Source organism: Methylocella sp. CPCC 101449, from assembly GCF_031921685.1.
Classification (GTDB): Bacteria; Pseudomonadota; Alphaproteobacteria; order Rhizobiales; family Beijerinckiaceae; genus Terripilifer.
Map to the genome: position 1 here is coordinate 227,185 of NZ_JAPDHU010000004.1, position 21,967 is coordinate 249,151.

A 21,967-nucleotide genomic window follows, 5' to 3' on the forward strand; every position below is an offset into this window, starting at 1 on the left:
TTTAAGCTTTCAGTTGATGCTTGGCCGCCATGATGGCGAAGGCATATTCGACGGCGACCTCTTCAAGCCGCGTGAAGCGGCCGGGTGAGCCGCCATGGCCGGCGCCCATATTGGTGCGCAACAGGATCGGACCGCCGCTGGTCATTTCGCTACGCAGTTTAGCCACCCATTTCGCCGGTTCCCAATAGGTCACGCGTGGGTCGGTGAGGCCGCCCTCGGCCAGGATAGGCGGATAGTATTGCGCGCGTACGTTATCGTAGGGCGAATAGCCGCGGATCGTATCGAAGGCCGTCTTGTCGGCAATGGGGTTGCCCCATTCGAACCATTCCGGCGGCGTCAACGGCAATGTGTCGTCGAGCATGGTGTTCAACACGTCGACGAAGGGAACGGCGGCGATGATGCCGGCGAAGACCTGCGGCGCCATATTGGCAACCGCACCCATCAGCATGCCGCCGGCGCTGCCGCCAATGGCGACGACATTGCCTTCCGCCGTAAATTTCTTGCGGGCAAGATGTTTGGCGCAGGCAATGAAGTCGTGGAACGTATTGGTCTTCTTTTCGAGCTTGCCGTCGAGATACCAGTTCCAACCTTTGTCGGTGCCACCACGGATATGCGCAATGGCATAAACAAAGCCACGGTCGACCAGCGAGAATATGTTGCTGCGAAACCCCGCATCGGTCGAATAGCCGTAAGAGCCATAGCCGTTGAGAAACAGCGGCGCCTTGCCGTCGATCTTGGTCTTGCGCGCATGCAGTATTGAAATCGGCACTTCGGTGCCGTCGTGCGATGTCGCATAGATGCGGCGCGTGACGTATTTTTTGGGATCGTGGCCGGAGGGGATTTCCTGGCGTTTGCGCAGCGTGCGCTCGCGCGTCGCCATGTTGTAATCCCACGTCTCCCAGGGCGTGGTCAGCGACGAATAGCTGAAGCGCAGAACGTCGGTGTCGTATTCCAGCACTTCGCCGAGATCGAGATCATAGGCTTCTTCATCGAATGCGATGGCGTGTTCGTCACCGCTGGCGATCTCGCGGATGACGATACGCGGCAGGCCATCTTCTCGTTCCGTGCGCACCAGATGGCGTGCGAAGGCGGTCATGCCGGTGATCAGACGACCAGGCTTATGCGGGATCAAATCGTGCCACTGTTCGGACGATCGGCTTTTGAGCGGCGCCTGCACGATTTTGAAATCAACCGCGCCATCCGCATTGGTGAGGATGAATAGCGTGTCATCGTGATCGCTGACATCGAAGCGCACCCGTTCGCGCCGCTCCGCCACCCGGCGTGGCTTGGGTGCGTCCTGTGTCAGATCGATGAGACGTGTTTCGGACGTCTCGTGATCGGCCACTTCGATTTCGCCGAACCGACCCGATTGTGTCTGTGACAGATGGATGAACCAGCGCGGGTTCTTCTCCTCGAATACCAATTCGTCTTTGTCGACGGATGTGCCGAGCCGATGGCGATAGACCCGATAGGGACGATGGTTCTCATCCATACGCACGTAATAGAGCGCGTTGGAATCGGCGCTCCAGACGATGGAGCCATCGGTATCGGTGATCTGTTCGCGCCGATCCCGCTCCTTGCCGGCCTCGCGAATGCGGATGGTGAAATATTCCGAGCCTTTCGTGTCGGCCGACCAGGCGATGCGGCTGTGGTCAGGCGAATGCGCCGTGGCCTCGATGTCGAAAAAGGCTTTGCCTTTGCCAAGCTTCTCGCCATCGATGAGAATTTGTTCCTTCCCGCCCTCGCGCGGCTTACGACAGGCCAAGGGATGTTGCCCACCCTTGCGATATCGATCGTAGTAAAGCCATGCACCATCGGGGGCAGGGACTTGCGAGTCGTCCTCCTTGGTGCGTCCGCGCATCTCCTTGACGAGCTGTTTGCGCAGCGTCTTCACCGGCGCCAGCACCGCATCGGCGTATTTGTTTTCGGCTTCGAGAAAAGCGCGGATCTTTTTCGGCAGTTTGGCCGGTGTTTTCAGCACTTGTTTCCAATTGTCGGCGCGCAACCAAGCAAAATCATCACTGATGTCTTGGCCGTGAAAGGTTCTCGTCAGCGGAATGCGCTCGGGTGGTGTCGGCGCCGCCCGGCGTTTCGGCTGGCTTTTGGCAGCCTTTGGGGCCGATTTGGCGGTTTTCGGCTTGCGGCGGAGCTGGGAATGCGACGGTTTCTTCATGGGCCACCCTTGTGTCCCGTCTTTGATAGCAGAAGTGCGCGATGTCGGCGGCGATCCAGCAGGATAATCCACGGTTGTGGCGCGGACAGCAGTGAAACCATGTATTTAAGTAATAGACGTTTGATCGTGTGACGATTGAAGATGAGGCGTGAAGTTTGTCTTTGACAACTTCATTTTGCCCTTTGTTGCGAAAGTATATTGCTATAAAGGTAGCTTTGTGCCTTGGTTAGTGTAAGTTTATTGCACGACATGCATTGATTCTTAGAATATTGTTTAGGTGAAAAAATCCATGAATGACACCGACGGTTCCAACTTTATCGAACTCGCGGCGGACATTGTGTCGGCCTACGTAGGTAATAACCCCGTTCCGATGACCGAGCTGCCGAATCTGATCGCGGAAGTTCATTCCGCACTGCAGCGAATTGGCAGTTCTTCTTCGGTCCCGAAGGTTGTCGAGCCGCCCAAGCCGGCAGTATCGGCCCGTCGCTCGGTCCACGACGACTATATCATTTGTTTGGAAGACGGTAAGCGCTTCAAGTCGTTGCGCCGGCATCTGCGCTCGCAATACAACATGAGCCCCGAGCAATACCGCGAGAAATGGGGTCTGCCGACGGACTATCCGATGGTGGCGCCCAATTACGCCAAGGCACGCTCCCAGTTGGCCAAAGAAATGGGCCTGGGCCAGCAGCGTCGCGGCGGCCGATAAAACCTTGCTATACTAAGATTAAAAAAGCCGCCGTGGTTCACGGCGGCTTTTTTATTTACAGTTTTACTTCTTCAAGCGGCTGTTAGCGCGGCGTTTGCTTCCCGCCGGATACGCTCCACCATGGCGCGTACGCCGTTGGAACGCTGCGGCGTCAGATGTTCGATCAGACCCAGTTGCCGGAAGATCGCCAAAGCATCGGTTTCCAGAATGTCCCGGGCGCGGTGGCCCGAATAGATCGACAGGATGATGGCGACCAGGCCGCGCACGATATGAGCATCGCTGTCGGCGAGGAAGTTCAAGACCGGTCCGTCGGCGCCATCGGCCACGTGGGTCTGCAGCCAGACCTGGCTGGCGCAGCCATGCACCTTATTGGCTTCGTTATGGGCCTCTTCCGGCAAGGGATCGAGCGTCCGGCCGAGGTCGATGACATAGCGATAGCGATCTTCCCAATCGTCGATCAGTTCGAAATCGTCGATGATGCTCTGCAGGTCGGCCATGGGCACTTGTTGTCCTTTTCTTGGCCTATATGGAAGAGCCGACGCGCTGGCGCCAGCGACAAATCGCACGCAATTCCGATATTTTTGCTGAAATTGGGCCTGCACGGTCCAGCGAAGCCAAACGAGGTGAAAGTAAAAATACTACGGTAGAAATACTATGACGCAGAGTGAGCGTCAAAATGAATGCTAGGAAATACCTATTGCAGCCGTGGACCAGTTTGCTCGGCCAGCAATTGGGCGGCATCCGCCTCGATCAGCGATTCGATGGTCAGAACCTTGCCGGCCTTGGCCGCCACGTCCCGGCACGAGCGGGGGGAGGATTGGCAGAAACGGCTGATCTCGCCGGGAACGCTCTCGGCCGCCTGGCGCACCAGAGTTGCCGCTGCCTCGCGCGGGCCGGTCACGGCACCGTCGCCGCCGCTCCAGGGAATCCAGGAGAAGACAAGACCAAGCCAGAAGACACTGCGAGCGAGAAACAACATGTCGGCTCTCTGCGCCGCCGGAATTGGCGGACATCGCGATGATGCCGACGACCCTTCAAATTGACGTCAAATCCTTCGCGCAAATCCGACACGTGTTGGCAACGGTCCGTTCACCATGGTGATGCGCAAGCGCCATAAATCGGCAAGGTCTTCTAAACCATGCAGGCAGTTTTCGGTTCTTCGCGGGCCTAAATCCGCTGCCGGAAAGGGCTTTTCGTGGCTTCGGCCGATGGCGGTTTAGGGTTCAATAAGGTCGCCCTGCGAAGGTGAGCCGTACCCGCCACTGGGGCGGAGATGGCTTACGAGTAACGGTGTGTCCTTCCTCAGCGGATTGTGGGATCGGATCGGTGGACTGGTGCACGCGAGTGTGACCCAGCCGATAGATCACATCGGCCATCGTCTCTTTATTGCCAGCCGTCTTCTGCTCGGTGCCGTGGGCCTGGCTTTCGTGCCGATCTATCTGGCGCTCTATGGTGCGCCCTCGCTTTGGGATACGGCTCTGCTGGCGCTGCTCCTGGTGCCGCCCGTCACCGCCATGATCGTATCGACGACTGGCCGGCTGTTGCTGTGTCAGAGCATTTCAGCCGCGGCCATGCTGGCCTTCGCGACGCTTCTCGGTTTGAAATCCGGCTCGCTTCATAGCGTGGCCGCCGTCTGGCTCATTCTGGTGCCGCTCGAAGCGATGTTCTCGATGCACGCCAGGCTGATCATCATGGCCTGTATCGGCGCCATTGGGGCATTGGCTGGTCTGCATTTCGCTCGTGTCACGCAATGGACGGCCGCGGCCAGCCCGTCGCAGGATCACGTCGCGGCGCTGCTGCTGGTGGTCGCCGTCATTTATGCGGGTGCCGTGGCGCTGGCCGGATTGAAATTGCACCGCGCGCGCCGCGACAGCGAGCGCAACAACGAGATTCAATATCAAGCGCTGACACAGGCGATCGGCGATTTCGTCATTCGCCTCGATCGATCCGGCGCGGTGACCTTCGTCTCCAGCGAACGTTTCGAAGGGCCGGGCCTGACGGCGCGTGACGTCATAGGGCGCGGCCTGTTCGAACGCATTCACGTCGCCGATCGTCCGGCTTTTCTCAAGGCGGTGTCCGATGCCGCGGCTTTCGGCGCGATCGCGCCGATCGAAGTGCGGTTGCGCGCCGCCGCGGTCGTCGACGATCGCGGGCAGCCGACGGATCCGTCTTTCGCCTGGATCGAAATGCGCCTGCGCCGGCTCGACCTGAAACGCGATCATGGCGTGATCGCCGTGTTGCGCGACGTCTCCTTGGCCAAACTGCATGCCGTTCAGCTTGACGAGGCCTTGCAGAAGGCCGAGCGCGCCAGCCATTGGAAAGACCGTTTCCTGGCCAATGTCAGCCATGAGCTGCGCACGCCGCTGAACGCCATCATCGGCTTTTCCGAAATTCTCGGGACTGAAGAACTTGCACCGCAGGATCCGGCGAAGCGGCAGGAATATGCCAACATCATCCATTCCTCGGGTGAGCATCTTCTCGCCGTCGTCAACTCGATCCTCGATATTTCGAAGATTCAAGCCGGCAGTTTCGACATCGTGTCGGAGCCCTTCGATCTGGCGCCGCTCATCGATCAATGCACCAAGATGGTGATGTTGAAGGCGCAGCAAGCGAATATTTCCATCGTGCAGGATGTGCCGCAGCGGTTGGACGAACTCGTCGCCGACAAACGCGCCATCAAGCAGGTGCTCATCAATCTTCTTTCCAACGCCGTGAAGTTCACGCCCAACAATGGCACGGTGACGATCGCCGTGCGTCCGCAAGGCAATGCATTGACCATCGCTGTGGCCGATACGGGCATTGGCATTCTCGCCAAGGATCTGGCGCGTCTCGGCGATCCCTTCTTCCAGGCGCGTGACAGCTACGATCGTCCTTATGAAGGCACGGGCCTTGGCTTGTCGGTTGTGCGCGGTCTCGTTGGTCTGCATGGCGGCGAAATGACGATCGAAAGCGGTCTGGGTGAGGGCACTCGCGTCACGGTGAAACTGCCGATCGATTGTCGGCAGGAGCCGGAAGCGCGTAAGGGCAAGCTCGCGACGATTGCGACGATTGCCCGCGGCCCGCTGACCCGTGAAGCCGGCCAGACCGCGGCGCGGGCCCATTCGAGTTCCAATCAGCAGGTGAAGAAAATTGCGTAATCTTGCCCTTCGCGAAGAGCCCGATTTCGACACGCCGCCGAGCCGCAATCGTGGCCGTGCCACCGCCAAGGCGCAGGCGCGTTCCGCCTCGCCCATGCGCGGATTGCTGGTGATGAACTGGCGCCGCTTTCTCATCCTCACGTCGGCGGCGCTGCTGGGGGCCGTCGTGATCAACGCGCTGTTCTTCCAGACGGCGCGTCATCCCGCGCCCTTGTTCTCCGGCGGCCATGTCGGTGCATCGACGCCCGCGCCACAGCCTGCGTCGACGGCTTCGCGTGTCGTTCCGGCCACCGAGACGCCGACACCAGCGCCGCGCCCTGCCGAAGTTGCGGCTGCGCCGCAACGGCCAGTCGCCGCGCCGAGAGGTATTTCCGATCTTATCGATCCGCCGAAGCCTGTCGCGAGCGAGCCGAGGGGCAATGACCCGATCGCGGCACTTCTCAAGGGTGCCGTGGGGCCGGGTCAGGCCCCGGCTGCGTCGACGACCACCGTGGCCCAGAGCGACCCGGCCGCCAAACGCGTGACGGCAGCGCAAAAGGCGCTGGCCAAACTCGGCTATTCCGTCACCGTTGACGGCATTTTCGGCAGCGGCACCAAACAGGCCATTCAAAAGTTTGAGCAGGATCGCAAGCTGCCGCTTACTGGCGAGATATCAGGCCGCACGCAGCGCGAACTCGCGACCCGCTCCGGCATTCAGATCAACTGATCGTGCGGCTCAAGGCTGGCATATGGGTGTCGGCCTATTTGCGCCGTTGTACGGTCGAAGGGGCTTATGCCACCTTGCGTCGTCGCGGCGCCGAGGAAGCCGGCGCCATCTTTGTCGTCGTCGATCGCCTGGATGGACAGCAAGCGCTGTTCGGTCCGGCGCCGCAAAGTGAAATTGGCGATGATGGCGTGGAGCGTCTGTGGACGCGCATGCACGCCGAAGACTGGCTGGACCCACCATCGATCAGCGCCCGTTTGCAGCGCGAGATCGCCTTCGACCCCGACATTTGGATCATTGATGTCGAGGATCGGGCCGGGCGCAATTTTCTCGACCTCGCTTCCGGCGCTTAAAATCTCGCAGTTTCGTTGAGTTTCGTGCATGCCGCTGATGTCCCGGCATGTGCGCCCGCGCACTCGTCCGGAAATGAAACTGGTGTTGACTATTTATTAACTTCCGAAACCTTTAATTAAATCGTTCTGCTTCTGCTTGCTTGAAGGAACGGTTTGGTCCCGGAGCTGGCGAAATGGCGATAGTGATTCAATTTCCGACTCCAAAACGCCCGCCGGCTGGGGGCGTGAATGCTTCTGGGACAGCGGCTGAGATTTTGTTCTTCACCGGTGTCCGTTACGAACCTACACCCGATCCCGGTGCTTCACGCCCTGGGGTAGGACAATCCACGTCGAGCCAGCGTTCGCGTAAGCGCAAGCGCCGGGCTTAGGGCAAATCGCGTTTCGATAGAAATGCGATTTTGCCGATATGCGTTGTCGTTGAGCCGCATGAGGGTCTAATCGCGGCGATTGCCTTCCGCTTCGCAAGCAATCTGTCCGATGCGAGCCCGCGCTTGCGGGCGGCTGCCAGGCTCCGGCGCCAATGAACGGACAATCACAAATCCCCGTTGCGTCGGACTGAGCAAGCGCAATTCTTGCGGCAGTTCGTCTTCCGGATCGAAAGCTTCCACCGCTTCCAACTGCGTTTGATTGAGCACGAGCACGTCGAGCCGCCCGCGCAGCGCGCCCTTGTCGGTCATCGAATAGAACGTCGTGCCAAAGCGATTGTGGAAGGAGAACAGCAGCAGGCCATCGCCCGACAAGGGGCCTCGCATGCGCAATGGCGCCTGATTGAGATCGTAACGGCAGACGGCGACCACGGTCGCCGGATCTTCGAAGGGCATCAGCGCCGAAGCGGAAGAGGGCTGCGGCAGAACGGTGATCTGGTTGAGCGGGGCCGCTTGCTCCAATCGCGCAAAGGCGTCTTTCGGCGCGAGATAGGGCATCGCCAAGATCGACGTGATGTGGACGATACCGGCGACGATGATGGCGCCGGCGATCCAAGGCGAATTGCCGATCAGGGTTTCGCGCAGGTTCGTCAGCGACTTCATGCGCAGCGTTCCTTGCGCAGAGTCGGCATGGGTGTCGTGCCGATGGACGAACTGGCGGAACTGAGTGGCGTGTCATAGAGGCGCAGCAGCAGGACGAAATCAGATGTATTGCCGAGCGGCAGCCAATTGCCGGCCCGCGCCTGACGCGAGAGGGTGATCGCAAACGAGCCATCCATGGCCCGCACGATTTCGGCCGAGGTGATGCCCGTACGCCCCGCACCGTTGTCGATCACGAGACCGCGCGGCGTCAGCGCGGTGAGTGTCCAGTAACGGGCCGGTGGAATGGGGCCGGTGACGATGTAATCGCAGGTCGGATCGAGCTTGGCGCCCGCTTCATCGGTGCGCGCCGTGAAGCTTAGGCCCTCGGCCAGGCCGAGCGGAACCTCGCCAGTGCGCGCCAGGACGGCGCGCGCATAAGGATCGGCACCGTCTGAGCCGGTTTTGGGCCAGCCGGTCCAGGGGCCGGAGCTGACGGCACCGAAACCATAACCGCGTTCGACCGCCAACCACGTCGCCGTGAGGCCAAGCGCAACGCCGATGGCAGCCGCCAGCAGCGATTTCAGAAACGTCGCCAATGCGCTTGCTCCAGAAGCAGAATCCGCTCGCGCCGCCGATTGAGTCGGCCGTGACCAAGTTACGATTGCCAGGTAACGATTGCCATGCTGGCGCGAACCATGGCAAGAGCAGGACCGAAAACGCCCGGTCGCGCAAAGGCGCGTCGGGTCATCGAGAGCCCCATAAGCGGCTCCCAGGGAGGAGTAATATTAATGATCGCCAAGATCATGAGCAGTGCCAAGATTGCTAGAGCGACCACGGTGGCCGTCGCGGCTTTTTTGCTGGCGGCAGCACCCGCCGCCGCCCAGGATGAGGCCGCCTTCTACAAAGGCAAGATCATCAAATTCGTTGTCGGCGTTGGTGTCGGTGGCGGGTTCGACACCTACGCGCGGATGATTGCGCCTTATCTTGCGCGCGAGCTGGGCGCGAATGTGGTCGTCGAAAACCAGGTCGGCGCCGGCGGCATCGTCGCGCTCAATCGCATCGCCAACTCCCCGCCCGACGGCCTGCAACTGCATATCGCCAATGGCACGCCGGCGGCGCTTGGCCAGATCGTCGACAATCAGAACGCGCGTTACGATCTGACCAAGCTGGAACATCTCGGCATTGTCAGCGCCTATCCGTGGATCTGGCTCGTCGCCAAGGATTCTCCATTCAAGGCGCCAGCCGATGTCCTGAAGCCTGGTGCGCGCGTGCGCTGGGGCGGCACCGGCCTCAATGATGGGCCGGGCGATGGCGCCGCCATCACCTGCGAGGCCCTGCGCCTCAACTGCCAGATCATCTTAGGGTATAAGGGCAGCGCCGAGATCGCTTTGGCGATGGAACGTGGCGAGCAGGATGCGCTTTACGTTTCTGATTCCTCCGCAGCGCAGATCGACAAGTCCGGCCAGGCCCGCGCTTTCCTGTCGATGGGTCGCAAACGTTCGGAACTGCTGCCCAACGTGCCGACGGTGTTTGAGTCTTTCAAATTGGACGACGATCAGATTTGGTGGCTCGATTTCCGTAATTCCATCAATGATCTCGGCCGCATTCTCGTCACCACCCAGGGCGTTCCGCCGGCCAGGCTTGCCGTGTTGCGCGCCGCCGTCAAACGGGCGCTGACCGATCCGGCTTTGATCGCCGAAGGCGAGAAGAGCCAGCGCTACATTGCCTTTCAAGAGCCGGAGGTGGCGCGCGACCTGGCGGTCAAAGCGCTTGGCACGGTGACGGCCGAGCAGCGCGAGCGCATCCGCAAAGTGGTGATGAAAGGCCAGTAACGCTTACCGCGTCGTCTGATAGTCCTTCATGTTGAGGCGGCGGGTGCGCAGCCAATAGCTGCGGCTCGCCCCCGGCCATTGCGTCACGATCTTGCCGGCGGCGGTCATGAAATAGCTCATGCAGCCGCTGGCCCAGGCAGTGGAGCGGAGCTGCTTTTGCAAATCGACATTGAATGTCGTTTGGGTTTCCGCCGCGACATTCATCTGGCGCAGTTTGCCGCGCGCGAGAGCCTGAACGCATTTGAGAATGTAATCGATCTGACATTCGATGATGTAGATGATCGATGCCGGCGCATTGGTGTTGGGGCCGTAGATCATGAAAAAATTCGGGAAGCCGTTGACCGTCATGCCAAGATAAGCTTCCGGTCCCTCTTTCCAGGCCTCGCTCAACGTGATGCCGCCGAGGCCCTGCAGCCGAAACGTCGAAAGATAGTCGGAGGGTGTGAAGCCCGTGCCATAGATGATCGTATCGACGGGATGACGTACACCGTCCGTGGTTTGGATGGCATCCGCGTGGACACGGGCGATCGGCGTCGTGACCACGTCGACATGATCCCGATCCAGCGCCTTCAAGAAATGACCTGAACGCACACCTCTCTTGCAGCCGGCATCATAGGTGGGGGTAAGCTGCTGCCGTTTATATGGATTGCTGACCTGGGCGGCGACGAAGGCGCGGGCATCTTCGCCACGCGCGGCACGAAAAGCCGGATCTTCGTGGATACGAAAAAGCTGTTCGTAGCGGCGAAAAATGCTCAACCGGTCGAACCGCCGCAGGATCGGTAGCAACCGATAGAGACGACGTTGAGCAGGGGTGAACGCAGCTTCCGCTTTCGGTCCGACAAAGGCGGGCGTGCGCTGGAAAACCGCCAGGCGCGCCGCTCGTTCAACGATTTCGGGAACGAATTGCGCGGCGCTGCAGCCGGTGCCGATCACGGCAATGCGGCGGCCGCGTGGATCGAAATCCTCATCCCAGGCAGCTGAATGAAAAGCTTCCCCTTCGAACTGCTCAATGCCGGCGAGCTTTGGAATGGCCGGCGTATTGAACAGGCCGATGGCAGAAATCAACGCGCGGGCACGCAGGGTTTCGCCCGTTTTCGTCTGTACGGTCCAGATGCCCTGGTCTTCGTCGAACGTCGCCGCCTCGACGGGCGTGTTGAAGCGGATATGCGGCGCAATCGCGTATTTGCGCAGGCAATGGTCGAAATAGCGCAGGATCTCGCTGCGCGTCCCATGCGGCCGTTCCCAATCGAAATTGGTCTCGAAGGAATAGGAATAGAGATGCGATTCCACATCGCAGGCCGCGCCTGGATAACGATTGGCGTGCCAGACACCGCCAGCACCATCAGCCCGTTCGAGAATGATGAAATCGTCGATGCCGGCGCGCTTGAGGCGGATCGCCATGCCGACGCCGCCAAAACCGGCACCGATGATAAGCGCCTGTCTGACGCCGCTTGCGGCCGTCATAGCTCATCCTCCCGCTGTTGATCTTGATCTTGCGCACGATCGCAACATTCCAAGCCGCGCAAGTCAATGCGGGATCGGCTGCCATTAAAACGCAATTGATTCTGGGCTATGGCCCATTCAACGCGTGAGTGTTTCCGGCGGCTTGGCGGAACCCAGACGCAGTATCGTGCCTTGCGGCGATATTACATCGACCTTGCGCTGCCGTTCGGCCGAGGAACGCAGCAGGCTCTCCAACGCGCCAAGCGTTTCGGAGGATTTGCGCGACAAGGTGACGGGGCGCTGCGGCTGGCCAAGGCTCGTGCCCTGGCCACCACCGCTGGCAAGCGCCGCGGCAATCGCCTCTGGGCTCGGCGGCGGCGCGCTGTAGAGCGGCTTCAGTTCGATGCCTTGATGAGCGAACTCCATGACATCGTGCCAAGTCTGTGCCGGCAAGGTGCCGCCGGTCATATTGTTCATCGAGCTTGGATCATCATTGCCGTACCAGACGGCGCCGACATAATTGCCGGTGAAGCCCATGAACCAGGCGTCCTTATAGCCGTTGGTCGTGCCGGTCTTGCCTCCCACTTTGATGCCGGGAAGAATGGCGCGGCGTCCCGTGCCGTTCTCCACCACGGACATGAGCATGGTGTTCATCTCGGCGATTTTGGCCGGCGGCACCACCTGCGTCATCGCCGCTTCGGCATCGTGATGATAGATCAGATCGCCGCGCGAATTGCGAACGTCGACAACGCCGAAAGCCGGCGCGCGCTTGCCGCCGTTGGCGAACACCGCATAAGCATTGGCATGTTCGAGCGGCGTCACTTCGCCGGCACCGATCGGCAGTGACGGCGTGTCGGTCAAAGGCGAGGTGATGCCCATGCGCCGCGCCAGTTCGACGATCTTGGCACGCCCGGCCTTGGGCGAGCCATCGCCGATGGCGATCGACAGTTTCACCGCGATCGTATTGATCGAGCGGGTGAGCGCCGAGATCAGCGGCATCGAACCAGCATAGCCGCCGCCATAGTTCTTCGGGCACCAGTTGCCGATACAGACCGGTCCGTCCGTGACGATGGTCGAGGGTTTGAATTTATTGGTCAGCAGCGCGGCCAGATAGACATAGGGTTTGAACGAGGAGCCGGGCTGGCGCAGCGCGTCGGTCGCGCGGTTGAACTGGCTCGCGCCATAGTCGCGACCGCCAATGATGGCGCGCACCGCGCCGTTGGGTTCCAGCACGACGATGGCGCCTTGCTTGACGCGATATTGCTTGCCGTATTGGCGCAGATTGTCTTCCAGCACTTTCTCGGCCTGGTGCTGAATGCCGCTGTCGAGTGCCGTGCGCACGGTCAGCACGCGGTCGTCGCCGAGCTTGCCCGCCTGCGCCAGTTTCTTCACTTCCTCGAAGGCCCAGTCGAGATACCAGTCGGGCGAAGTGGCGCGATGGCGGTCGATGGGGGAGGCGGGATTCTTGCGGGCGATGAACACCTGGCCGTCGGTCATGAAGCCGGCATCGACCAGATTTTGTAAGACGTCATTGGCGCGGGCGCGCGCCGCCGGCAGATTGATGTGCGGCGCGAATTTGGTCGGCGCCTTGAACAGGCCGGCCAGCATGGCCGCTTCCGCCAGATTGATCTCGCGTAGCGACTTGCCGAAGTAGAAATCCGCCGCCGCCTGCACACCGAAAGCGCCGCCGCCCATATAGGCGCGATCGAGATAGAGTTTCAGGATTTCGTTCTTGGTGAGGCGGGTCTCGAGCCACAGCGCCAGGAAGGCTTCCTTCACCTTGCGCTCGATGGAACGCTCATTGCTGAGGAAGAGATTCTTGGCGAGCTGCTGGGTGATGGTCGAACCGCCCTGCACCACGCCCGAGGAGCGGGCGTTGACGGTGAACGCGCGTAAAGTACCGACGGGATCGATGCCATAATGTTCGAAGAAGCGCCGGTCCTCGGTGGCGAGCACCGCCTGGATCAGGAAATCCGGGACCTGTTCGAGCGGCAGGGAATCGTCGTGCTTGATGCCGCGCCGGCCGACTTCCTCGCCATAGCGGTCCTGGAAGGTGACGGCGAGATCCTGCTTCTTCAGCCAGTCCTCGTCGCTGGTTTCCTGGAAGGCGGGCACGGCGAGCGCCAGCATCAGCACGGCGCCGGCCAGGCCGAGCGTCAGCGTCTCGCAGGCGAGTTCGACACCGGCCTTCCGCCAGCCGGAGACATGGAAGCGATCCATGAAGGCGGCAAAGGCATCGTAGCGCTGGCGGGCCTGCTGTCCGCTCTCGTAAAGGCTCGAATTGATCCAGGCGTCGAAGGCGAGAAGCGCGCGGGCGATCTTCTGGCCAAGGCCGGTTGTCTGAAAATCATCAAACACGTGCGGGGATCCCGATCCGGTCCCGTAAAATTATCGGTTCTCTATATACCACGTTGCCGAGCCCCTTGACGATGGCCTTGCCGAGGCGCATGCCCGGTCCATGCCCCAGAATGGAACAAAACCGGTTCGCAAGCCTGCCGTCGCTGCAAAACCCGCGCCCGCGGTAACCAAACCGTTTTGGAAAAAGGGGCTGGAGGCCCTGAGCCGGGCGGAATGGGAAGCCCTGTGCGACGGCTGCGGCCGCTGCTGCCTCGTCAAACTGGAGGACGAGGACACCGGCAAGATTCACTTCACCGATATCGTCTGCCGGCTGTTCGAGACAAACTCCTGCCGTTGTTCCGACTACCCCGGCCGCAAGGCCAAGGTGCCTGATTGCATCAAGCTGACCCCCAAGCGGGTGCGCGAGATCAAATGGCTGCCGCCGACCTGCGCCTATCGCCTGGTCGACGAAGGCAAGGACCTTTATCCCTGGCACCATCTGATTTCCGGCTCGCGCGAGACCGTCCATAAGGCCGGCGTCTCCCTGCGCGGCCGCGCCGGACCGTCCGAGGACGATGTTCCGGAGGATGAGCTGCTCGATCACATCGTGCGCTGGCCGGGCAAAGTACCGCCGCCGCGCAAATTTTAGCCCTTTCAGACGTGCCATTCTGACCACCGGGCGGCAGCGGCTGCCGGCCCACGATCCGGAACGCTTGACTTATTATATTATGACCATAATTTTATGTTAGCTGCATTGCACAAGGCGACCATCGAAGCCGCCGAGTGCCCCACGGAGAAGCCCCATGTCCGCTTCCGATCCGGTCGTCATCGTTTCCGCCGTCCGCACGCCGCTTGGCCGTTTTCTCGGCGATCTCTCTCCCGTGGAAGCCCCGGCGCTTGGCGCCCAAGCCATCAAGGCAGCGCTGGAGCGTGCGACCCTGGCGCCCGAACAGATCGATGAAGTGCTGATGGGATGCGTCCTGCCGGCCGGACAAGGACAAGCCCCGGCGCGGCAGGCGGCGCGCGGCGCGCATCTGCCCGATCAAGTTGGCGCCACCACCATCAATAAGGTCTGCGGCTCAGGTATGAAGGCCACGATGCTGGCGCATGATCTTCTGCTGGCCGGATCGGCCGAGATCGCTCTGGCAGGCGGCATGGAATCTATGTCCAACGCGCCTTATCTCCTGGCCAAGGGCCGCAGCGGCTATCGCGTCGGTCATGATCGCATCTTCGATCACATGATGCTCGACGGGCTTGAAGATGCCTATGAACGCGGCCGCCCCATGGGCGATTTCGGCGAGGCCGCCGTACAGGCCTATCAATTCACCCGCGCCGATCAGGATGCTTACGCCACCGAGACTTTGACGCGTGCCCGCGATGCGGTGGAGAGCGGCGCTTTCAGATCGGAGATCACGCCTGTCGCCGTGCCGGGCAAGGGCGGCGAGCGCCTCGTCGATACGGATGAACATCCACTTAAAGTGTCGCCGGAGAAGATTCCGTCCCTCAAGCCGGCGTTTCGCGCCGATGGAACGATTACGGCGGCCAGCGCCTCCGCCAATGCCGATGGCGCGGCTGCGCTGATCCTGACGCGCCGCTCCCATGCCGATCGTCACCATCTGCCCGTGCTTGCCGAGATCAAGGCGCATGCGACCCACAGTCAGGAACCGGCCTGGTATACGACCGCGCCCATCCCGGCCATTCGCAAACTGCTCGACAAGACCGGCTGGTCAGTGGGGGATGTCGATCTCTTCGAGATCAACGAAGCTTTCGCCGTGGTGGCCATGGCCGCCGCCAAGGACCTCAACATCGCGCGCGACCGATTGAACGTGAATGGCGGTGCTTGCGCGCTCGGTCATCCGATCGGCGCTACTGGGGCGCGGCTGATCGTTACCTTGCTGCATGCGCTTAAGGCGCGCGATCTCAAGCGCGGTGTCGCGGCGTTGTGCATCGGTGGCGGCGAAGCCACGGCGATCGCCATCGAACGCGTGAATTGAGAAAAGTTAGACGAGTTGATTGAGCCGCGCGATTTCTTCCTCGACGCGGCGCAAGCTGGCAACCGTCACCTGGCGTGCATCGATCTCGATGCCGATCGCTTTCAGCCGTGCGAAGGAGCGTGAAAGTGTTTCCTGCTTCAGGCCGAGCGAAGCGGCGATGTCGCCCTTGGTATAGGGCAGGCGCACCGTGCAGGTCTCGACATCCGGCGGACACAGCGACAGCAGAAAGCGCAGCACGCGCTGATCGGCGGTCTGCACTTTCAAGATTTCGATTTCATCCATCAGCGCGATGACCTTGGCCTGCGCCTCATTGATGATGGCAAAGGCGAGATCGGGAAATTCACGCGCCGTCTGGATGAACAAGGCGCCGGGCACGCGCACCACCACCGTCGGGCCAACAGCCTCCGCCGTCGTCGAATAGCGATCGCGGGCGACGACAGCGGATTCGCCGACGCTTTCGCCACGGCCGAAAATGTGGATCAGCGTTTCATCGCCATTGGCCGACAGGCGCGACACTTTGACGAAACCATCGACCACGACGATGGCCGACTGGGCCGTGTCGCCCTGGCGGAAAATGATGTCGCCTTTGGCGTGCCGCTCGATGCGTGCCGCTTGCGCCAGCCGTGCGAATGTTTCGGGCTGGAGGGCCGCGAACAGCGGCACCTGGCGCAAAACTTCCATTTCCTTGGGCAGCGGCGGCAGGGTGGCGGACATCAGATGTGTGGAACTCTCATCGGTCGTGACGAATGGATAGGATGCTGAGGCAATCTTTTGATGAACTTTGCCTCTGACGAGCCTTGTCGTGGCGGCCTCGCAGGTCAAGCGGAAAGCAGGAAATCAGAATAATTCTAAAATCTATTCTGTCCGGCCATGCTTCGCCAACAGGCGTTGGGACGCGACCAAGGCGAGACGCGCGCGCTCAGCCGCCGGCAAATGCGCATTCTTGGCCGCCGGCGCCTCGATGCTGAGGGGAATCCCGGGCGGCAGCGCATCGAGCAATGCGTTAAGCCACAGACTGCCTTCGCCGGGCAGCAGGCGCGCCGTGCGCGATTCACGGCGCAAATCCTCGACGCTGCGCGGCGTCGTCGGCAGCGGCTCGGCATCGCATAAATGCACCAATGCCAGCAGATCTTTGGGAACCGACCGCAAATCGAGCGGATGGGCGCCAGAGCGCGACAGATGAAAGGCGTCGATTAGCAGCTTGCCATTCGGCCGATCGGCCTTCGTGACAAGTTCGTAAGCCTCACTGAGAGAGCGGCACGCGCTGTAGGGATTGAATTCCACCAGGGCTTCGAGAGCGCAGGTTTCTGCCAGATCGCACAACTCAGCGAATGTCTCGGCGCGGCGCTTCTTATCGTCATCCTCCACGGGACAGACGATGTAACGGGCGCCGAGCTTGTGGCTGAAGCTCAGCACCGGGCCGAGCGATTCCAGATCCATGCCAGCCTTGAGCGGAAAGACGCCGACTTCGAGCACGCGCATTTTGGTTTGCGCGATGAGGTGCGCCAGCTCGTTCATGGCGCTTGCATCGCCGACGACGGCGACATCGGTTGGCAGCAAGGGTTGCAGGCGCAGGCCCACCGAGGTGAAGCCGGCTTCCGCTGCAGCGCGCACTTGCCCGATGGGGCCGGCATCGAGGATGGTCAGGGCGGCGAGAGAGAGAGCGTTGGAAGAGTCGTTGTCGTTCATCGTCATGTTCAGCGTGTCAATCGGGTCAGGGCTTGATCGATCCAGCCGCGCTGCGGGCCGATCAGCGCGCCTTGTGTGAGTTCGCCGCATTGTTTGCCGCCGCTGCCGCGCGACCAGACGGTGACGGCGACGACTTCGCTGCCGTCTTCCGAAAAGATCGGACCACCGGAATCGCCGGTGCAGGCGCCAAAGCCGCCATGGCGGGGATCTTCGGCCCATAGCAGGATCGAGGAAAGCGGTGCGCGCGCGGCAATGGTGCCGCTGCGCAAGGTGCCGGCCGAGCGTCCATCACCTTCGCGCGTCAAACCGAAACCGGCGATGCGGAACGTATCGCCGGTGGAAACCGATTGGCGCGACGACAGGCGTGCCGGCGACAGGGAGGCGGGCAGGGGCTTCGACAGGCGCACCAAAGCCAGATCGATGGAGCGCTGCCGCGTCTTGATCGCATCGGCGCGGAATTCCGGATGGATCACCGAGCCGTTGATGGGAATGACGGTCGGGGCGCCGCCTTCGTTGAGATAGACGGCGAGATCGCTGGCGCCATGGGCGCAATGGCCCGCCGTGAGCACGATCTCGCGGGTTAGCACCACGCCGGTACAGAAGCCGGAGGCCTTGCCGGACCGTTTGAGCAGCATCACCGTATGCGCCCCCAGTCCACCACCGTCCTGCGAGGGACCGACCAGGGCCCAGCTCGTTGCGGGGATCGACAGGAGACACAAAGAGGCCAGCAGCAGGCGGACGGATTTCATCAACGAATACTCCTTGAGGCGCTGTGTAGCCCGATGGCGCGCGGCGGCCAAATATTGATTCGAGGGCGAAGATTCGGTCGGTCGCCGCTCGATTCACCATCTTCGGCCGGTCTGTGTTCGAAATTTGCCCCAGGCGGTGGACAGAGGCCTTGGCTAACACTTTGAATTTCTTGTGATGGTGTGGGAGTTCATCTAGGGTTCAGAGGAATTGAGGCAGGATCGGGCGATGCAAATCCTGCTCGTACTGGCAATGATGGGTCACATGTCCGCGCCGCCCGCCTTGGGCGCCGAACGGGCCGCGCACACCTGTCTGTCGCCTTCCGAGACGCGCACCGCCGTGCAAGAGCGCAAGCTTGCCGATCCTTTTGCCATGCTCCGCAATGCTGCCCGCACCGCCGGTGGCGAACCGTTGCGGTCGCGCCTTTGTCGATGGGACGACAAATACGTATATGAGATGGCGCTGCTGCGTCGCGATGGGAAGGTCGTCCGCATCTATCTTGATGCCGTGGACGGCAAGCCGATTTCGCAGCCCTAGGTAATAGCGGCGCTAGGTGATGGCGGCCCTGGATAATTGAAGGAGCGGGTCTGTTGCGACTGCTGGTTATTGAGGATGACAAGGATCTGAATCGTCAGCTTGTCACCGCCTTGGAACAGGCGGGCTATGCGGTCGACACGGCGTTTGACGGCGAGGAGGGGCACTTCCTCGGCGAGACCGAGCCTTATGACGCGATCATTCTCGACATCGGCCTGCCCAAGAAGGACGGCATCACCGTTTTGGAGGAATGGCGTTCCGCCGGCCGCAAGACGCCGGTGTTGATGCTCACCGCCCGCGATCGCTGGAGCGACAAGGTCGAAGGCTTCGATGCGGGCGCCGACGATTATGTCGCCAAGCCCTTCCATATGGAAGAAGTGCTGGCGCGTTTGCGCGCCCTGGTGCGCCGCGCTGCCGGCCATGCGACGAGCGAATTGGTGTGCGGCCCGGTGCGGCTCGATACCAAGGCAGGGCGCGTCGTCGTCGATGGCAATCCGATCCGCCTCACCTCGCATGAATACCGCCTGCTTGCTTATCTGATGCATCATGCCGGCCGTATCGTCTCCCGCACCGAACTGGTCGAACATCTTTACGATCAGGATTTCGATCGCGACTCGAACACGATCGAAGTGTTCGTCGGACGCCTGCGCAAGAAGCTCGGTGTCGAAGTGCTGCAAACCATCCGTGGCTTGGGCTATCTGATCGCGCCGCCAGGCGAGCCGCCGGCTTCTCCGGCCAAATCGAGCAGATAGGCGCGATGGCCCTGCCGCGCCGCGATGCGCTGTCGATCCCGACACGTCTTTTCCTGTCCGCGGCGTTCTGGAGCGTGCTGCTGCTGCTCATCGCCGGCGCAGGCCTCGTCGCCGCTTTCCGGCAGACAACAGAACAGGCTTTCGACGATCGCCTGTCGGTTTATCTGAAAGCTTTGGTCGCCGATGTGGCGCTGAGCGGCGATGAAGCGCCGACCAGCCCTGGCCAGCTTGGCGAACCTCTGTTCGAACTCACCCGCTCTGGCTGGTACTGGCAGGTAACGCGCATGGATGGCGCCACGCCGCAGATGCGCGCGTCGCGCTCGCTCTTTGCCTCGCGCCTGCCGCGCCTCGCCGACATCGGCGTGCGCGCTGATCAGAGCGGCCTGCGCAAGGGCTATATCGAAGGGCCTGACGGTCGCAATCTTCGGATGATCGAGCGGGTCATCGATGTCGGCGATGACGGCACCTATCTCGTCCAGGTCGCGGCGACCAACGAGGATGTGGAACTCGAAATCCGCAAGTTCACGCTCACCTTGGCGCTGGCCTTTGGCATTCTGGCCCTGGCGCTCGTCGGCACGACGGCTTTGCAGGTGCGCTTCGGCCTGCGGCCTCTGCGCTTGCTGCGCGGCGAAGTGGCCGCCATCCGGCGTGGCGATGGCGAGAAGATCGCGGGGTCTTATCCGCAGGATCTTGCGCCTCTGGCCGGCGAACTCAATCTGCTCATCGCCTCGAACCGCGAAGTGGTCGAGCGCGCCCGCACCCAGGTCGGCAATCTCGCCCATGCGTTGAAAACGCCCTTGAGCGTCATCTCCAATGAAGCGACCACCGATGCTTCGCCATTGGGCGGCAAGGTGCGCGAGCAGGTCGAAGTGATGCGCGATCAGGTGACCTACTATCTCGACCGCGCGCGGCAGGCCGCCCGCTCCAGCGTGATCGGTGCCATTACCGAGGTGGAACCGTCGCTCGATGCCTTGATGCGCACCTTCGAGAAGCTGCACAGCCGGGTGGATTTCGACTTTGACGGTGCGCCCGGCCTGCGCTTTCGCGGCGAGCGGCAGGATTTCGAGGATATGGCCGGCAATCTCATCGACAATGCCGGCAAATGGGCCGCGAGCCAGGTCGCCGTACGGGCGTTCCGGCGTCCCGACGAATTCATCGAAATCAGCGTCGAGGACGATGGCCCCGGCCTGCCGCCGGAACGGCGCGAGGAGGCGATGACCCGGGGCCGGCGTCTGGACGAAACCAAGCCCGGCTCGGGCCTCGGCCTCTCCATCGTTGCCGATCTGGCAAGGGTCTATGGCGGCACTTTGCGCCTGGAAGAGGCGTCCATGGGCGGGTTACGGGCGGTTTTGCGCCTGCCGGCGGGTGAAATCGCCCCATCTTGATGAGGATGTGACCTTGTGGCGGCTTTCATTCGCCATCAAGCCATGACAGAAACCGCGCCATGATCTGGGTCGTTTTCGCTGTTCTGACCGGGCTTGCCGCGATCGGCGTTCTGTGGCCGCTGTCGCGCGCGCGCGGCGCCTCGTCGGACGGCGACACCGCTTTCTATCGCAGCGAACTGGCGGGCATCGACACCGACCTCCAGCGTGGGCTTGTCAGTGAATCCGACGCCAGGGCCATGCGTGCTGAGGCGGCTCGCCGCCTGATGCGCACCGAAGGGGCGCGCGAGGACAACGCGGCCACGTCGGGCACCACCTGGCGCCGGCGCATCGCGGCCCTGGCCAGCATCGTGATCATCGGCGGCGTGTCGCTTGGCCTCTACGCTCGCATCGGCAATCCCGACGTGCCCGACCTGCCGCTTGAAGCGCGCCGACAGGCGCCGCCGGATACGCCAGACTTGATGATGGCGATCGCCCGCATCGAAGCGCATCTGGCAAAGAATCCCGATGACGGCCGCGGCTATGAAGTGATCGCGCCGGTTTATTTGCGCCTTGGCCGTTACGATGACGCCGCCAAGGCTTGGGCCAATGTGGTGCGGACGCTGGGCGCGAGTCCGATGCGCGAGACGTCGCTGGGCGAAGCCCTGGTCTTCGCCGCCAACGGCCACGTCACGCCGGAAGCCCTTGCGGCTTTTCAACGGGCCTTGGCTCTGGCGCCGCAGTTTCAGCAGGCGCGTTTCTATATTGGCCTCGCTGCGGCGCAGGCGGGCGATAAGACGCGCGCCCGCGACATTTGGACGAAGCTCGTCGCCGAGGCACCGGTCGATGCCGAATGGGCTGGTGTCGTGCGCGAGCGCATCCGCGAACTGGGCCTTCCGGAAGCCGATGCATCGGCCGATGGCAGGCCTTCGAGCGAGGCCGGCCAGGCGATTGCCGCTCTGCCGGATGCCGATCGCGACACGGCCATTCGCGGCATGGTCGCCAATCTTGCCGCGCGGCTTGCCCAGGATGGGCGTGACGGTAACGGCTGGGCGATGTTGATCCGGGCCTATATGGTTTTGAAACAGCCCGACGATGCCCGCGCGGCACTGGCGCAGGCCCGCAAGGCTTTGGCTGATGACAACGAGGCGCGCGCCCGCGTCGAGGCCATGGCCAGCGAGTTGGGATTGGGAGGCTGA

General features: G+C 61.9%; 21 protein-coding genes. 11 read left to right on the forward strand and 10 right to left on the reverse strand.

Going from position 1 to position 21,967, the window contains the following annotated elements; all coding sequences use genetic code 11:
- Position 1: 1 nt before the first annotated feature.
- Positions 2-2,173, reverse strand: coding sequence for a S9 family peptidase (locus tag OIM99_RS25725; RefSeq protein ID WP_311853379.1), 2,172 nt, complete (start codon positions 2,171-2,173; stop codon positions 2-4).
- 289 nt (positions 2,174-2,462) lie between these two features.
- On the opposite strand from OIM99_RS25725, the gene OIM99_RS25730 reads away from it, so the two are divergent.
- Positions 2,463-2,879, forward strand: coding sequence for a MucR family transcriptional regulator (locus OIM99_RS25730; RefSeq protein ID WP_311853380.1), 417 nt, complete (start codon positions 2,463-2,465; stop codon positions 2,877-2,879).
- A 71-nt stretch (positions 2,880-2,950) separates the two neighbouring features.
- Here OIM99_RS25730 and OIM99_RS25735 read toward each other — a convergent pair whose 3' ends face one another.
- Positions 2,951-3,376, reverse strand: coding sequence for a SufE family protein (locus OIM99_RS25735; protein ID WP_311853381.1), 426 nt, complete (start codon positions 3,374-3,376; stop codon positions 2,951-2,953).
- Between the two features lie 197 nt (positions 3,377-3,573).
- Complete coding sequence (locus OIM99_RS25740; protein WP_311853382.1) at positions 3,574-3,858, reverse strand: hypothetical protein; 285 nt, start codon at positions 3,856-3,858, stop codon at positions 3,574-3,576.
- Positions 3,859-4,225: 367 nt separating this feature from the next.
- Here OIM99_RS25740 and OIM99_RS25745 point away from each other — a divergent pair, with 367 nt between their 5' ends.
- From OIM99_RS25745 to OIM99_RS25755, 3 genes are read left to right on the forward strand one after another with little or no spacing between them, the layout of a single operon-like run.
- Positions 4,226-6,016 (forward strand): PAS domain-containing sensor histidine kinase, encoded by a 1,791-nt coding sequence (locus tag OIM99_RS25745; protein WP_311853383.1) that lies wholly within the window; start codon positions 4,226-4,228, stop codon positions 6,014-6,016.
- Complete coding sequence (locus OIM99_RS25750) at positions 6,009-6,722, forward strand: peptidoglycan-binding protein (RefSeq protein ID WP_311853384.1); 714 nt, start codon at positions 6,009-6,011, stop codon at positions 6,720-6,722. The genes OIM99_RS25745 and OIM99_RS25750 overlap by 8 nt, the downstream gene beginning before the upstream one ends.
- Positions 6,723-6,724: 2 nt before the next feature.
- Entirely contained in the window at positions 6,725-7,072 is a 348-nt protein-coding gene (locus tag OIM99_RS25755; protein ID WP_311853385.1) for a DUF1491 family protein, read from the forward strand.
- A gap of 434 nt (positions 7,073-7,506) precedes the next feature.
- On the opposite strand, the gene OIM99_RS25760 is transcribed toward OIM99_RS25755, so the two are convergent.
- Positions 7,507-8,100, reverse strand: coding sequence for a hypothetical protein (locus tag OIM99_RS25760; protein ID WP_311853386.1), 594 nt, complete (start codon positions 8,098-8,100; stop codon positions 7,507-7,509).
- A complete protein-coding gene (locus OIM99_RS25765) occupies positions 8,097-8,675 on the reverse strand; it encodes a DUF1214 domain-containing protein (RefSeq protein ID WP_311853387.1) in 579 nt (192 codons plus the stop codon). Before OIM99_RS25765 ends, OIM99_RS25760 begins: the two co-directional genes overlap by 4 nt.
- 192 nt (positions 8,676-8,867) lie before the next feature.
- Here OIM99_RS25765 and OIM99_RS25770 point away from each other — a divergent pair, with 192 nt between their 5' ends.
- Positions 8,868-9,911 carry a tripartite tricarboxylate transporter substrate-binding protein gene (locus tag OIM99_RS25770; protein ID WP_311853388.1) on the forward strand — a complete coding sequence of 348 codons (1,044 nt, stop codon included), beginning with the start codon at positions 8,868-8,870 and terminating at the stop codon, positions 9,909-9,911.
- Between the two features lie 3 nt (positions 9,912-9,914).
- On the opposite strand, the gene OIM99_RS25775 is transcribed toward OIM99_RS25770, so the two are convergent.
- Positions 9,915-11,375 carry an NAD(P)/FAD-dependent oxidoreductase gene (locus OIM99_RS25775; protein WP_311853389.1) on the reverse strand — a complete coding sequence of 487 codons (1,461 nt, stop codon included), beginning with the start codon at positions 11,373-11,375 and terminating at the stop codon, positions 9,915-9,917.
- 117 nt (positions 11,376-11,492) lie between these two features.
- A complete protein-coding gene (locus OIM99_RS25780) occupies positions 11,493-13,712 on the reverse strand; it encodes a PBP1A family penicillin-binding protein (protein WP_311853390.1) in 2,220 nt (739 codons plus the stop codon).
- Between the two features lie 100 nt (positions 13,713-13,812).
- Here OIM99_RS25780 and OIM99_RS25785 point away from each other — a divergent pair, with 100 nt between their 5' ends.
- A complete protein-coding gene (locus OIM99_RS25785) occupies positions 13,813-14,340 on the forward strand; it encodes a YcgN family cysteine cluster protein (protein WP_311853391.1) in 528 nt (175 codons plus the stop codon).
- A 154-nt stretch (positions 14,341-14,494) separates the two neighbouring features.
- Entirely contained in the window at positions 14,495-15,685 is a 1,191-nt protein-coding gene (locus OIM99_RS25790; RefSeq protein ID WP_311853392.1) for an acetyl-CoA C-acyltransferase, read from the forward strand.
- 6 nt (positions 15,686-15,691) lie between these two features.
- Here the strand turns inward: OIM99_RS25790 and OIM99_RS25795 are convergent, their stop codons facing one another.
- The 3 genes from OIM99_RS25795 to OIM99_RS25805 form a co-directional block, all read right to left on the reverse strand.
- Positions 15,692-16,399: a Crp/Fnr family transcriptional regulator gene (locus OIM99_RS25795; protein ID WP_311853393.1), complete on the reverse strand. Its 708-nt coding sequence runs from the start codon at positions 16,397-16,399 to the stop codon at positions 15,692-15,694.
- A 141-nt stretch (positions 16,400-16,540) separates the two neighbouring features.
- Positions 16,541-17,374, reverse strand: a complete 834-nt coding sequence (locus tag OIM99_RS25800) for a sugar phosphate isomerase/epimerase (RefSeq protein ID WP_311853394.1) — start codon at positions 17,372-17,374, stop codon at positions 16,541-16,543.
- Positions 17,375-17,382: 8 nt separating this feature from the next.
- Positions 17,383-18,123, reverse strand: coding sequence for a trypsin-like serine protease (locus OIM99_RS25805; protein WP_311853395.1), 741 nt, complete (start codon positions 18,121-18,123; stop codon positions 17,383-17,385).
- Positions 18,124-18,349: 226 nt separating this feature from the next.
- On the opposite strand from OIM99_RS25805, the gene OIM99_RS25810 reads away from it, so the two are divergent.
- Genes OIM99_RS25810 through ccmI form a run of 4 tightly spaced genes read left to right on the forward strand, consistent with a single transcriptional unit; the run spans position 18,350 to position 21,967 of the window.
- Positions 18,350-18,658, forward strand: a complete 309-nt coding sequence (locus OIM99_RS25810; protein WP_311853396.1) for a hypothetical protein — start codon at positions 18,350-18,352, stop codon at positions 18,656-18,658.
- 53 nt (positions 18,659-18,711) lie between these two features.
- The gene (locus OIM99_RS25815) at positions 18,712-19,407 is read left to right on the forward strand and encodes a response regulator transcription factor (RefSeq protein ID WP_311853397.1); all 696 of its coding nucleotides are present in this window, start codon (positions 18,712-18,714) and stop codon (positions 19,405-19,407) included.
- A gap of 5 nt (positions 19,408-19,412) precedes the next feature.
- On the forward strand, positions 19,413-20,792 hold the full coding sequence (locus OIM99_RS25820) for an ATP-binding protein (protein ID WP_311853398.1): 1,380 nt from the start codon (positions 19,413-19,415) through the stop codon (positions 20,790-20,792).
- A 59-nt stretch (positions 20,793-20,851) separates the two neighbouring features.
- Positions 20,852-21,967: a c-type cytochrome biogenesis protein CcmI gene (ccmI, locus tag OIM99_RS25825; RefSeq protein WP_311853399.1), complete on the forward strand. Its 1,116-nt coding sequence runs from the start codon at positions 20,852-20,854 to the stop codon at positions 21,965-21,967.